The organism is Bradyrhizobium sp. AS23.2, from assembly GCF_001908185.1.
In the GTDB taxonomy this organism is placed as follows: Bacteria; Pseudomonadota; Alphaproteobacteria; order Rhizobiales; family Xanthobacteraceae; genus Bradyrhizobium.
On the sequence record NZ_LGHM01000165.1, the window covers coordinates 14,725 to 28,821 of the forward strand.

The window sequence follows — 14,097 nt, forward strand, 5'->3', positions numbered from 1 at the left end:
CCGTCCCCGATCTTATGGTGAATACCTGGTTGTCGCCTCGCGGCCCGGACGGCAGCAAAACTGGTCGCTCGCCATCCTGGCCGCCCAAACAGCCAGGCGGCGCCTATCGCGACGAGCGGGCGGCGAGCCACGCGTCGAGTGCTTCGCGCGTGTCCCGTGTCGCCGCCATACGCGCGAACTGCTCGCTCTCGATGGCGAGGCCTTCCGAGATCGAGACGTTGAGGCCCCGCGTGGCCGCCGTGATGACCCGGGCAACCGCCAGGCGCGAATGCCGCGTGATGCGATCGGCCAGCGCGAAGGCGGCGTCCAAAAGCTGTGCGTGCGGCACGACGCGGTTGACCAATCCCATCTCGTGAGCTCGCTGTGGTGAAAAGGAATCTCCGGTCAGGAGGTATTCCAGCGCCCGCTTCCGGCCTGCGAGCCGCGGCAGGCGCTGCGTGCCGCCAAAGGTCGGCGTGATGCCAATCGCAATCTCCGGCTTGGCAAAACTCGCCCGCTCGCTCGCGACGGCGAGATGCACGGCTTCCGTGATCTCGCAACCACCGCCGAAAGCGATGCCGTTGACCGCAGCGATGATCGGCTTCGGAAACGCTTCCATGCGCGCCGTCATTGCCTGCCCGCGCCGCACGAAGTCCTTCACCGCGACATCCGGCCCGGCCTTCACGCTCTCCGAGAACTCGGCGATGTCGGCGCCGGCCGAGAAGGCTCGATCGCCTGCCCCGGTCAGGATGACGGCACGAATATTCGCATCATCCTCGATGCGGTCGAGGATCGCCATCAGGCGGTCGATCAGGGCGTAGCTCAGGGCGTTGAGCTTGTCCGGGCGATTGAGCGTGAGCAGCGCGACATCATCGCGCGTTTCCGAGAGTACGAGATTGGACAAGTGCAGTCTCCTTCCAGATCGAACAGGCGGGGAAGTCAGCACAGCGGTCTTGTCGTGTATACTCACTAGGCGGTATACATTGGATCGATGTCCAGGAATGGCGACAACACACGCGAGCAGATCGTCGTCGCGGCGACGCGTCTCTTCTATGGTGAGGGCATCCGGGCGGTGAGCATGGATGCGGTCGCCGAGAAGGCGGGCGTCACCAAGAAGACGCTTTACTACCACTTCACCAGCAAGGACGAGCTCGTCGCCGCGACCATCGCGGCCAGGGATCAGCCGACGCTCGAGCTCTACATGCGCTGGTTCGCGGAAACCGAGGGCACTGTGGCCGACAAGGTCCGCGGCCTCTTCACAAAACTGGGACGGTCGGTGGATACGCCACGGTGGCGAGGCTGCGGATTCCTGCGCACGATCGCCGAGCTCGCAAACACACCGGCACATCCAGCGGTCAAGGCCGGCGCGGCGCACAAGAAGCGTTTCGAAGCATGGCTCGAAACGGAATTGCGCGGCCACGGCATTCCCGATGCATCCGCGCTCGCACGCCAGCTCGTGATCCTGCTCGACGGCGCAACGACCGTGATGCTGATCCATCGCGATCTCGACTATGTCGACACCGCGGGAAAATTGGCGCTCGGCCTGGTCGAGCAGGCCCGTCGCGCCGGTTGACGGACGCCACTCGCCGTCCCAGGGGGACGGCTGCCTCATCAATTCTTGTCCGCCCCCGCCCTGCCTGACAGCCATCCCGAAACATGGGTTGTGCGCTGCAACATAGAAGATAAAAAGCCTCTGAATTTCAGAGGTGAGCTTTCTTGTCCGACGTGAATGCCGACAGCTGGGTGTCCTCGGGACACCGGCCCATGGGTTTCCCCGAATTCGTCATCGTGATCGCGTCCATCATGGCGCTGAATCCGCTTGCGATGGACATGATGCTGCCGGCGCTGCCCAATATCGGGGCGGCCTTCGATATCCCTGTCGCCAACCATCTTCAGCTGGTGCTCTCGACCTTCCTGATCGGCTTCGGCGCGGGCCAGTTCGTCATGGGCCCGTTGTCGGACCGCTTCGGCCGTCGCCCGGTGCTGCTCGGCGGCATGGCCGTCTATGCGGTGGCGAGCGCGCTGGCGGTCGCGGCGCCCTCGTTCGAGACGCTGCTGCTGGCGCGCGCGCTCCAGGGGCTCGGCACTTCGGCGACGCGCGTCATCGCGACTTCGATCGTGCGCGACTGCTATGTCGGCCGCCGGATGGCGGGCGTGATGTCGCTCGCCATGATGGTGTTCATCGCCGTACCCGTGATCGCGCCCTCGTTCGGGCAGGCGGTGCTGCTGGTGACGCAATGGCGCGGCATCTTCGTCGTACTGATGCTTTACGGACTGCTCGCGCTCGCATGGTGCGTGCTGCGGCTGCCGGAGACCCTTCCCGATACCGAACGCAGGTCGCTTGCGCCCGCCGACGTGCTCTCGGCCTTCCGGCAGACCGTGACCAACCGCCAGACCATCGGCTATGCGACGGCCGCCGGCTGCGTCATAGGCGCCCTGTTTGCCTATGTGTTCTGCGCCCAACAGTTGTTCACCGGCATCTATCATCTCGGCCATTATTTCCCGATCGCCTTCGCCGCGATCGCGGCCGGCACCGCTATCGCCGGCTTCCTCAACGCCAGGCTGGTCGGACGCCTCGGCATGCGCGTGATCTCGCACGGGGCGCTGACGCTCTACGCCGCGGTGGCGGGCGTGATGTTGCTGACGGAAATCCTCGGCATTCTGCCGCTCGCCTTGTTCATGGCGCTCTCCGCGCTGATGATGTTCTCGTTCGGCATGATGGTCGCCAACTTCACCGCGCTTGCCATGGAACCGCAGGGCCATATCGCCGGCACCGCCTCCTCGCTCTACGGCTCTATCACGACGCTGATCGGCATCGTGGTCGGCATGGCGATCGGCCAGAGCTTCGACGGCACGCTGCTGCCGTTCTCGGTCGGCTTTTTCCTGTCGACGCTGGCCGCGCTTGCGATCGTGCTGGTGGTGGAAAAGGGACGGCTGTTCAAGCCGCATCATCGTCCCATCTCGTGAGGAACTTTCCGGCCACCTAGATGTTGTACTGCAGCAATTCGAGAGGCACTCAATGGAATCTGACCACCGCGAAGATCAGCACACCTCGGAACCGCAGGCGACGGAACGTTCAACGTCGAACACCGACCGGCCCGCGTTCACCGCGCCTTTCGCGAGCGAAGGCCTCGAGCGGGTACGCGACAGCCACTGCTAAGCGCAAAGCCTAGTCCCGCATACGCCGGCTGGCACTGAAATCATCCGCAGCACTCCCTGGCGCCGCGTCCTGCCCGCGCGGCGGCACCATCAGCACAATCACGTCCCGCGTGAGACCCGGCCGGCCCCACAGCGTTGCCTGCACGGTGAACTCACGCGTGACGAAGTGTCCGGCGCGCCCGGACACCCATTCCATCCACCGGCTGCAATAGTCCTGGCCGCGGAAACAAAGTGCGGCCCAACCGCGGTCCAGCGTGATCTTGCGCGGCAAGCCCCAGGTGTACTGATACTCGAACGGCCGCGCGTAATTCGGATGGTCGGGACTGTAGAACGCCGTCGCGAAGGCCAGCGAGTCGTCGCCACTCACGGCGCTTAGCTGCTCGCCGGTCAGTTCGTGCCACTCGCGAGTCAATTCGCCTGCCGCCTGCACGTAGAAATTCCGGCCCTCTTCGTAGCCGTAATCGTTGCGATAAACGGCGTGGATCGGCGCGGCGACAAGAACGGCGGCGAGCGCGACGCCGGCCGCGATCACTGTGAGGTTGACGGTGTAGAAGCGCTCGATCGGGTAGCGCGTGCCGCAGACCGCGAGAACGGCGAACAGGAACAGCCCCTGCAACGCCCACAGCGACGGCAAATCCGCCCCCATCGCGAGCGAGGTCAGGACCGGCAGCACGATCGTGCCGATCCCAACGTAGAAGAGAAGTCGCAGGCCCGAGCTCATTGCTGCGAAGTCGGCCGCAAACTGTTTCAGGCGCGTCCCGGCGATGAACACCCAGCTCACGGCCGATACGCTCATCGCCGCCACGAGCCCCAGCAGGAAGTTCCTGATATCACCCAGCGAGCTCACGGCGTCGCCGTGGGCGTGCGCCATCGCATAGGTGAAGGTCGAGGCCCCCGTTGTCGCGAGCCAGTAGATGTACGGCGACAACACCGCGAGCCCGGTGACCGCTGATATCCAGGGCGAAGCGGAGGTGAAATAGGCCCGCCGCGCCGGATGCGCGAGCGCGGCAAGCGCGAAGCTCGCCACGAGGAAGATCGAATAGTACTTGCCGACCATCGCCAGCGCCGCCGTGCATCCAGCGGCAATCGCCCAGGATGCACGACGGGTCTCGAACGCGCGCAGAAAGCACCAGGTCGCCAGCGGCCAGGTCGCGAGCAGCACTGCATTGGCATTGAAGCGCTGAGCATGGAATTGATAGGCCGGCGTCAGCATCAACAGTAGCAGCACCAGGATACGCTTGTGCCCGGTCACGAACTGCCGCGCGATCAGGTCGACGAAGAACAGGGCAAGCCCCGCATTGACCATCGCCATCAGTTGCAGCGACCAGTCGGTCAACGGAAAGACGGACGTCCAGACGGCGGTAACCCAGCCCATCAGCGGCGGATGCTTGTGATAACCCCCGGCAAAACGCTGCCCCAGCGCCCAAGCCTCGAGCGTATCAGGGTGCAGGCCGCCGCCGGCATAGGCGATGGCCAGATAAAGCGTCCAGATCGCAACGAAGCAGGCGATGAGAAGTGGGACGGCCCAGCCCGCCTCGACACCATCGAGCCAACGCAGGAAGGGCCGGCGCCATCGCGCCGGCGCGCGATCGGACCGCTCGGCCATCGCCTGGAATGCAAAATCGATCGGCACGGGAATCAAATCGAGGGAATCAAATCGAGCAAGGAAAGTGATGTGCGAGCCATGCACATCTATTTCAGGATAGAAACAAATAGCAATAATTGGAAACTGGAAGGGTTAAAAGCCCACGGCCTTCTCAAGCTTACACCAGACTGACAAACGGCGGCGGCGCCGCTGGTAACAGCGGCGCCGCATGTTGATCGCGACGAAAGGCGCGAGAGGCGCCCTCGCCTTACTCGGACTTGTCGATATTCCAGAACACCGGGGTGGCCGGACCGTCGAGCACGCCGGTGAGCGACTTCCGCCACGCGCTCGGCGCCAGATACTGGCCGAGCGGCACGTAGATCACCTGGTCATAGGCTTCTTTCTGGATCTCGGTCGCGATCTTCTTCTGATCGTCGAGCGAGGTGGCGCGGGCGAAGTCTTCCTTGAGCTTCTCGATCTTGGGATCTTCCGCCCAGCCGAACCAGCCGCCCCTCTTGCCCTGGCCGCCGATCGAGAGATTGGCGATCGGGTTGGAGACGTCGGCGCTGACCCAGTTGGTGAAGAACATGTTCCAGCCGCCCTCCTTCGGGGGCTTCTGGCTGGCGCGACGGCTCACCACCGTCTGCCAGTCGGTCGCCTGAGCGTCGACCTTGAAGCCGGCTTCGCGGAGCAACTGCACGGCCACCGTCGGCTGCGCCTTCAGCGTGACGACGTCGCCGGGCACCATGACCACGACGGGCGTGCCGTCATAGCCGGACTCGGCGAGCGCCTTCTTGGCTTCCGCCATGCCGTTGCCCTTGACCAGCGTCTCGGAGCCGACGTCGGAGGCGAACGGCGTGTCGCAGATGAAGAACGCGCCGCAGATCTTGTAGTACTTGGGATTGCCGACGAGCGCGTCGAGCACGTCCTTCTGGTTCATCGCCAGTAAGGCCGCTCGGCGGATCTTCGGATTGTCGAAGGGCGGATAGAGGAAGTTCATGCGACCGAGGGTCTGGTAGCCGAACTTGTTCAGCGTCTCGACCTTGAGGTCAGCATTGCCTTCGAGCACCGGCAGCAGGTCCCACGGCGGCACTTCCATGAAGTCGATGTCGCCCGACTGCAGCGCGTTCACCGCGGTCTGCGAGTCCGGCATGGTGATCCACTCGACGCGATCGACCTTGACCACCTTGCCGCCGGCGGTCCAGCTTGCCGGCTCCTTGCGCGGCACATAGTCGGTGTTCTTGACGTAGACCGCCTTCACGCCGGGCTGGAATTCACCCTGCACAAACTTGAACGGGCCGGAGCCGATCTGCTCGGGGATCTGCTTGTCCGGCGGCGTCTCGGCGAGACGCTTCGGCATCATGAAAGCGACGCGCGAGGATGGCTTGCCGATCGAGTCGAGCACGAGACCGTAGGGCTCCTTGAGCTTCAGCGTGATGGTCTTGGCATCGGTCGCCTCGAGGCTCGCCGTGAAGTCCCACAGCTTCTGGCCCATGCCGTCGACGGCAGCCCAGCGCTTCAACGAGGCGACGCAATCTTCCGCCGTCACCGGCGTGCCGTCATGCCATTTCAGGCCGTCGCGCAGCGTGAAAGTATAGGTGAGCTTGTCGTCGGAGATCTTCCAGTCCGCCATCTGCGGCTGGATCTTGAAGTTCGCGTCCGTCGTGATCAGCGTGTCGTAAACCATGTAGCCATGGTCACGCGTGATGTAGGCGGTCGTGAAGATCGGATCGATGATGCGCAGATCCGAATGCATCACCGCCGTGATGGTCTTGCCAGCCGCAAACACCGGCGAGGCCATTGCCGTCGAAAGCGCGACGACCGACAGCGCAAGTTTGGAGGCGAACGCGCGACGCCCCCCGGCGCATCAAGCTCAACATAGAAAGTTTCTCCTGACGTGAAACTGTTCAAAGGCAGGTTATTGGTTGAGCATCCGGTTCGTTCTTTAGGCGAACCAACCTTATGCAATGCCTTTATCTTTCGAGACTTGCAGACAGTGTTGAGCGCGTCAATCCGGTTTCGTTGCAGCCCGTCGCGGCGTGCACACGGGCTCCACAAAGATCGGTTTAGCTCTACAACGTTATCCGCTAACCCGCCTTCGCGGATGCAATGCGTGTTCCACCTTTCAAAGCCCGAGAGAAACCCAGATGAATCCAGCCAATCTCCCTTTTGATTCCGAGGCCATGCTCCAGGGTCTGCGCAACTGGGTCGAATGCGAGAGCCCGACCTGGGACGCAGGGGCGGTGAACCGCATGCTCGATATTGCAGCGCGGGATATGGCGATCATGGGTGCGACCATCGAACGCATCGCCGGCCGGCAGGGCTTTGGCGGCGTCATCCGCGCGCGCTTTCCGCATCCGAAGCAGGGCGAGCCGGGCATCCTGATCGCCGGACACATGGATACCGTCCACCCCGTTGGCACCATCGAGAAGCTGAAATGGCGGCGGGAAGGCAACAAGTGCTACGGCCCCGGAATCTACGACATGAAGGGCGGCAACTACCTCTCGCTGGAGGCAATCCGGCAGCTGGCGCGGGCCGCCTTCACCACGCCCTTGCCGATCACCGTGCTGTTCACGCCGGACGAGGAGGTCGGCACCCCCTCGACGCGCGACATCATCGAGGCGGAAGCCGCGCGCAATAAATACGTGCTGGTGCCCGAGCCGGGTCGTGCTGATAACGGCGTGACCACGGGACGCTACGCCATCGCGCGCTTCAATCTGGAGGCAACGGGCCGGCCGAGCCACGCCGGCGCGACATTGTCCGCGGGACGCTCGGCGATCCGCGAGATGGCGCGGCAGATCCTCGCGATCGACGCCATGACGACGGAGGACTGCACATTCTCGGTCGGCGTCGTGCATGGCGGCCAATGGGTCAACTGCGTGGCCACGACCGCGACCGGCGAAGCGCTCTCCATGGCCAAGCGTCAGGCCGACCTCGATCGTGGTGTCGAGAAGATGCTGGCGCTATCCGGCACAGCCAATGACGTCACCTTCAAGGTAACGCGCGGCGTCACCCGTCCGGTGTGGGAGCCGGATGCGGGCACGATGGCGCTGTATGAAAAGGCGCGCAGCATCGCCAAGTCGCTCGGCACCGAACTGCCGCATGCGAGTTCCGGCGGCGGCTCCGATGGCAACTTCACCGGCGCGATGGGCATCCCGACTCTCGACGGCCTCGGAGTGCGCGGCGCTAACGCCCACACGCTCGAGGAGTTCATCGAGGTCGACAGCCTGGTCGAGCGCGGGCGCTTGATGGCCGGACTGCTTGCGACGCTGGAATAATAGGGCCGAGTCATTCAGGGGCGATGCGACAGCATCGAACTACGGTGCGCACTCGCGCACCTGAGAATCTCGAGATTCTTAGGTGCTCAAGTGCGCACCGGGGTTCGCGCTACGCGCGCCCCGGAATGACTGCGACAGCTTCGCACTGCACAATGCCTCAGCAGGTGCGATTGAAATTTGACCTTGTTCGGAATTGAGCCGCATCGTACTGCCCGATTGTCCACGCAACGATGCGGGAGAGATCGCAACGAAGGTTTCAGCTTTCGTTGCGGCGCCGACGGAGCACCTCAGATGGGGCGCCGCCCACGGCCTTTGACCGGCGGTTGCCGACTCTAACTCACGGGAGCCCCGGAACCTGCCATGACAAATATCGCCATCATCGGCGCCGGCATCACCGGCTTAACGATCGCCTATGCCCTGCTCGAGGGCGGCGCCAAGGCCATCTCGGCGACACTTGGGGTTGAGCGCGAGTTGCGTCATGCATCCTGAGTGGTCAATGCCGGAGGCTGGGGCGGCCCCTTGATACTGCCCTGCCCTTGGCACACAATTTGCCCCGCAAGGACGACTTCTCCGGCCCGCTCTTCCAGTCCGAATGACAGGCACGCATGATAGACACAACAGACTCGACGGGCGCCTCGCGGCCCCGCACATTCCGCAGCCGGAGATAGGTGCATGTTAGGATATCTCATTCGCCGCGTTCTGGCCGCGGTGCCCGTGATGGGTGTCGTCGCGCTGTTCGTGTTCCTGCTGCTGCGGCTGACGCCGGGCGATCCCGCCGCGATTCTCGCCGGCGACAACGCGACACCAGAGCGGCTGGAGCGCATCCGCTCCTCCCTCGGCCTCAACGAACCCCTGATCGTGCAGTTCATCACCTGGGTGAACAAGCTGCTGCACGGCGATCTCGGCACCTCGCTCATCTCCAACCTGCCGGTGATGAAGATGATCGGCCAGCGCGTAGAGCCGTCGATCTCGATCGCGCTGTCGACCATCATCCTCGCGGTCATCGTCGCCGTCCCCTTGGGCGTGATCGCGGCCTGGAAGCACGGCACCTGGATCGACCGCTTCGTGATGGGTCTCTCCGTGCTCGGCTTCTCCGTGCCTGTGTTCGTCGTCGGCTACATCCTGATCGAGATCTTCGCCATCGACCTGCGCTGGGTGCCGGTGCAGGGCTTCAAGAGCATATCGAGCGGTTTCGGACCCTTCTTTGAGCGCATCATCCTGCCGACCTGCGCGCTGTCCTTCATCTATATCGCGCTGATCGCGCGCATGACGCGCGCGGCGATGCTCGACGTGCTAGGCGAGGACTATGTGCGCACCGCGCGGGCCAAGGGCATCAACGAGGTCGCCGTGATGATGCGGCATGCGCTGCGCAATGCCGCCGTACCTGTCATCACCGTGATCGGCACCGGCTTTGCGCTTCTGATCTCCGGCGTCGTCGTGACCGAGAGCGTGTTCAACATCCCCGGCATCGGCCGCCTCACGGTGGATGCGGTGCTGGCGCGCGACTATCCGGTGATCCAGGCGATGATCCTGCTGACGTCGCTGATCTACGTCGTCGTCAATCTTCTGATCGACGTCGCCTATACGCTGCTCGATCCCCGGATCCGGTACTGAGGCAAGGATAAGATAAGATGTCGGTCGATACCCTTCCCCAGTCGTCCATCCCGATCACGTCGCCGCTGCGGCCGCGCTTCGGGTTCCTCACCTCGACGCCGATCATCGCGGCCGCAACCGCCTGCCTCACGCTGATCGTGCTGGTCTCGATCCTGGCACCGCTGATCGCGCCGCACGATCCGATTCAGCTTGCGCCCTCGCAGCGACTGAAGCCGGCATCGGCGCAGTTCCTGCTCGGCACCGACGCCTATGGTCGAGACCTCCTGTCGCGCGTCATTTATGGCGGCCGCATCTCGCTTCTGATCGGGATCGGCTCGGCGGTCCTGTCGATCGTCATCGGGCTTGCGATCGGCCTCGTCTCCGGCTTCTTCAAGCTGGTCGATTCCGTCCTGATGCGCGTCATGGATGGCCTGATGGCGATGCCGAGCATCCTGCTTGCCATTGCCGTGGTGTCGCTATCCGGCGCCAGCATCTGGACCGTGCTGGTCGCGATCACCATCCCCGAAATCCCGCGCGTGGCGCGCCTGGTGCGCTCGGTCGTGCTGTCGGCGCGCGAAGAGCCGTACGTCGAGGCTGCGATCTCGGTCGGCTCATCCCTGCCCAAGATCATGTGGCGACATCTGATGCCGAACACGATCGCGCCTCTGATCGTCCAGGGCACCTATGTCTGCGCATCCGCGATCCTCACCGAGGCCATCCTCTCCTTCCTCGGCGCCGGCATCTCGCCGGAGACGCCGACCTGGGGCAACATCATGGCCGAGGGTCGCCAATACTTCCAGCTCAAGCCGACGCTGATCTTCTGGCCGGGCCTGTTGCTCTCGATCGCCATCCTCAGCATCAACCTGATCGGCGACGCCGCCCGCGACGCACTCGATCCCCGCATGAAGCAGCGGGAGGGGAAGTGAAACAAGGAGCGCTGTCATTCCGGGGCGCGCCGCTTGGCGCGAACTCGGAATCCATTTCACCACTTGGACTGACGCCCGATGGATTCTCAGATGCGCAATTGCGCATCATAGTTCGCGCTATCGCGCGCTCCGGAATGACGAGAGAGCTTGCATGACCAACACCGTTCTCGACATCAACAACCTCGTCATTTCCGTCGGCAAAAAGCCGAAGGGTGCAAACATCATCGACGGCATCTCGATCCAGGTGCGCGAGCGCGAGACGCTGTGCCTGGTCGGTGAGAGCGGCTCGGGCAAGTCGGTGACCTCGCTCACCACGATGGGCCTGTTGCCCAAGGGCACGCTGGTTCCGACCGGCGGCAGCATCAAGCTGGTCGGCGAAGAACTGCTCACCGCGACCGACCGCCGCCTGCGGCAGTTGCGTGCCACGCAAATGGCGATGATCTTCCAGGAGCCGATGACCGCGCTCAATCCGGTGGTGCCGGTCGGCCGCCAGATCGACGAAGTGCTGCGCGCCCATACCGATCTCGACGCCAAGGCGCGCAAGAAGCGCATCCTCGACATGATGGAGCAGGTCCGCCTGCCCCAGGTCGAGCGCATCTTCGCCTCCTACCCGCACCGCCTGTCCGGCGGTCAGCGCCAGCGCATCATGATCGCGATGGCGCTGGTGCTGGAGCCGAAGCTTCTCATTGCGGACGAGCCGACCACCGCGCTCGACGTCACCACGCAGAAGCAGATCCTGACCCTGATCCGCGACCTCCAGCGCGATCACGGCACCGCCGTGCTGTTCATCACCCACGACATGGGCGTGGTGGCGGAGATCGCCGACCGCGTTGCCGTGATGCGGCAGGGCCGGCTGGTCGAGACCGGCCCGCTCGATACCGTGCTGCGCAACCCGACCATGGAATACACCCGCAACCTGCTGGCTTCCGTGCCGAGCCTGGTGCCGCGGACGCCGCGCGAGGAGAGCCGCGAGCCCGTGGTGCTGGAGACCAACGACCTCAGCAAGGTCTATCGCGAACGCGCGTTCTTCGGCAAAGGCCGCGAGGTCGTCGCCGCCGACAAGGTCACGCTCACGCTGCGCAAGGGCCGCACGCTTGGCATCGTCGGCGAAAGCGGCTCGGGCAAGTCGACGGTGGCGCGCTGCATCGTGCGCCTGATCGATCCGACCTCCGGCGGCGTGCGTCTTTCCGGCCGCGAGATCTCGGACATCTCGCGCCGCCTGCTGCAGCCGCACCGGCAGAAGATCCAGATCGTGTTTCAGGATCCCTACCGCTCGCTCAACCCGCGCATCACCGTCGGCGAGAGCATCGCGGAAGGCCCGATCAACTATGGCGTCGCGCACGCCGATGCGATGAAGCGCGCCCGCGAGCTGCTCGAACTGGTCGGCCTGCCGGCCGATGCGGTGTCGCGCTATCCGCACCAGTTCTCCGGCGGCCAGCGCCAGCGTATCGCCATTGCCCGCGCGCTTGCGCTCGATCCCGACGTGCTGGTCGCGGACGAAGCGGTCTCCGCGCTCGACGTCTCCGTGCAGGCGCAGGTGCTGGAACTGCTCGACGAGATCCAGACGCGGCTCGGCATCGCCATCCTCTTCATTACCCACGACCTGCGCGTCGCCGCCCAGATCTGCGACGAGGTCGTGGTGATGCAGCACGGCCGCGTCGTCGAACAGGGCCCGGCCGCGGAGGTGCTGACGCATCCGAAGGAGGCCTACACCAAGGCGCTCCTGGACGCCGCCCCCGGCCGCAACTGGGATTTTGCGAACTTCCAGCCGGTGTCCGAGGGCGTGGCGGCGACGGCTTAACTCCCTCCGCTGTCATTCCGGGGCATCGCGAAGCGATGAGCCCGGAATCCATTTGACCGCGGAGTCTATTGCACAATGGATTCCGGGCTCGCGCCCAAGAGGGCGCGCCCCGGAATGACCATCGGATGTAGACCGCCCCCGCAGCATTCCCAAAACGATCTAACCCTATGCATGGCGGGATTGCTTCCCACCTTGCCCTCGCCGCAAGGCCAGGGCTAACGTCGAAGCCTAACGTCGCGCACTTTCAATCGTATGGACTTGAATTGATGACACGTATCGCCGTCGGCGGCTTCCTGCACGAGACCAACACCTTCGCTCCGACGAAGGCTACTTTCGCGGACTTCCAGCATGGCGGCGGCTGGCCGGCGATGACTGAGGGCGCCGACGTGCTGAAGGTGATGCGTCGCATCAATGTCGGTCTCGCCGGCTTCGTCGACAGCGCTGAAGCAAATCGCTGGGAACTCATTCCGACCATCGCCTGCGCTGCGAGCCCGTCGGCCCATGTCACCAAGGATGCGTTCGAGCGCATCGTGAAGGTGATGGTCGACGGCATTGCCGCGGCCGGTCCGCTCGATGGGGTCTATCTCGACCTGCACGGCGCCATGGTGACCGAGCATCTCGACGACGGCGAAGGCGAGATCCTGGCGCGCGTGCGCCGCGTCATCGGCAAGGACATTCCGCTGGTCACGAGCCTCGACCTCCACGCCAACGTCACGCCCGAGATGATGGAACATGCGGACGCGCTGATCGCCTACCGCACCTATCCCCATGTCGACATGGCCGAGACCGGCCGCGCCTCCGCAAGACATCTGGCGCTGCTCCTGAAGACCAAGCAACGTTTCGCAAAAGCGTTCCGGCAATTGCCGTTCCTGATCCCGATCAGCTGGCAGTGCACCAACGATCAGCCCACCAGGGGCATCTACGAGAAGCTCGCCGCGCTGGAGAGCGATGCGGTTCCGACACTCTCTTTCGCGCCGGGCTTCCCCGCCGCCGACTTCCGTGATTGCGGACCAAGCGTGTTCGCCTATGGCAAGACGCAAGCCGACGCGGACCGCGCGGCGGATGCGATCGTGAAACTGGTCGAAAGCCACGAGGACGATTTCGACGGCAAGATCTGGTCCCCCGATGACGGCGTGCGCCATGCGATGGAGCTTGCCAAGGGCGCGAGCAAGCCGATCATCATCGCCGATACCCAGGACAATCCCGGCGCCGGCGGCGATTCCGACACCACCGGCATGCTGCGTGCACTGGTGCGCAACAAGGCCAGCGCCGCGACCGGAGCGATCTACGATCCGGAGTCGGCCAAGGCCGCACACGCCGCCGGTGTCGGCGCGACCGTGACGCTCTCGCTCGGCGGCAAGTCCGGCATTCCCGGCGATGAGCCCTATCGCGAGACTTTCGTCGTCGAAAAGCTGTCCGACGGCCGCTTCATCGCGCCCGGTCCCTATTATGGCGGCCGCGAGATGGAGATGGGTCCGTCAGCGTGCCTGCGCATCGGTGACGTCCGTGTGGTCGTGAGCTCGCACAAGGCGCAACTCGCCGACCAGGCGATGTACCGCTATGTCGGCATCGAGCCGACCGCGCAGAAGATTTTGGTCAACAAGAGCTCGGTGCATTTCCGCGCCGATTTCGAACCGATCGCAGAGAAGCTGATGATCTGCGCCGCGCCCGGCGCAATGCCGGCCGACACTGCCACGCTGCCATGGACGCGTCTGCGGCCGGGCATCCGCATCAAGCCGAACGGCCCCGTTTTCACTCTCCCATCACGCTAACTGG

General features: G+C 64.3%; 10 protein-coding genes and 1 pseudogene. 8 read left to right on the forward strand and 3 right to left on the reverse strand.

The window, feature by feature from the left end; all coding sequences use genetic code 11:
* Window positions 1-103 precede the first annotated feature (103 nt).
* Window positions 104-883 carry a crotonase/enoyl-CoA hydratase family protein gene (locus AC630_RS32200; RefSeq protein ID WP_074122474.1) on the reverse strand — a complete coding sequence of 260 codons (780 nt, stop codon included), beginning with the start codon at window positions 881-883 and terminating at the stop codon, window positions 104-106.
* Between the two features lie 87 nt (window positions 884-970).
* On the opposite strand from AC630_RS32200, the gene AC630_RS32205 reads away from it, so the two are divergent.
* Both AC630_RS32205 and AC630_RS32210 read left to right on the forward strand, forming a co-directional pair.
* Window positions 971-1,552 carry a TetR/AcrR family transcriptional regulator gene (locus AC630_RS32205; protein ID WP_074122475.1) on the forward strand — a complete coding sequence of 194 codons (582 nt, stop codon included), beginning with the start codon at window positions 971-973 and terminating at the stop codon, window positions 1,550-1,552.
* A gap of 191 nt (window positions 1,553-1,743) precedes the next feature.
* Complete coding sequence (locus AC630_RS32210; protein ID WP_245330579.1) at window positions 1,744-2,946, forward strand: multidrug effflux MFS transporter; 1,203 nt, start codon at window positions 1,744-1,746, stop codon at window positions 2,944-2,946.
* Between the two features lie 202 nt (window positions 2,947-3,148).
* Here AC630_RS32210 and AC630_RS32215 read toward each other — a convergent pair whose 3' ends face one another.
* Together AC630_RS32215 and AC630_RS32220 are read right to left on the reverse strand one after the other, a co-directional pair.
* On the reverse strand, window positions 3,149-4,744 hold the full coding sequence (locus AC630_RS32215; RefSeq protein ID WP_083636468.1) for a glycosyltransferase family 39 protein: 1,596 nt from the start codon (window positions 4,742-4,744) through the stop codon (window positions 3,149-3,151).
* Window positions 4,745-4,991: 247 nt separating this feature from the next.
* A pseudogene (locus AC630_RS32220) lies at window positions 4,992-6,603 on the reverse strand (ABC transporter substrate-binding protein).
* Window positions 6,604-6,870: 267 nt separating this feature from the next.
* On the opposite strand from AC630_RS32220, the gene AC630_RS32225 reads away from it, so the two are divergent.
* The 6 genes from AC630_RS32225 (at window position 6,871) to AC630_RS32250 (ending at window position 14,093) form a co-directional block, all read left to right on the forward strand.
* Window positions 6,871-8,001 (forward strand): M20/M25/M40 family metallo-hydrolase, encoded by a 1,131-nt coding sequence (locus AC630_RS32225; RefSeq protein WP_074122479.1) that lies wholly within the window; start codon window positions 6,871-6,873, stop codon window positions 7,999-8,001.
* A 360-nt stretch (window positions 8,002-8,361) separates the two neighbouring features.
* Entirely contained in the window at window positions 8,362-8,490 is a 129-nt protein-coding gene (locus AC630_RS44500; RefSeq protein WP_143198480.1) for an FAD-dependent oxidoreductase, read from the forward strand.
* Window positions 8,491-8,673: 183 nt separating this feature from the next.
* Window positions 8,674-9,615, forward strand: coding sequence for an ABC transporter permease (locus tag AC630_RS32235; protein WP_074122480.1), 942 nt, complete (start codon window positions 8,674-8,676; stop codon window positions 9,613-9,615).
* A gap of 17 nt (window positions 9,616-9,632) precedes the next feature.
* Window positions 9,633-10,520, forward strand: coding sequence for an ABC transporter permease (locus tag AC630_RS32240; protein WP_074122481.1), 888 nt, complete (start codon window positions 9,633-9,635; stop codon window positions 10,518-10,520).
* A gap of 151 nt (window positions 10,521-10,671) precedes the next feature.
* Window positions 10,672-12,321, forward strand: a complete 1,650-nt coding sequence (locus tag AC630_RS32245; RefSeq protein ID WP_074122482.1) for an ABC transporter ATP-binding protein — start codon at window positions 10,672-10,674, stop codon at window positions 12,319-12,321.
* Between the two features lie 266 nt (window positions 12,322-12,587).
* Window positions 12,588-14,093: a M81 family metallopeptidase gene (locus AC630_RS32250; RefSeq protein WP_074122483.1), complete on the forward strand. Its 1,506-nt coding sequence runs from the start codon at window positions 12,588-12,590 to the stop codon at window positions 14,091-14,093.
* Window positions 14,094-14,097: the final 4 nt, after the last annotated feature.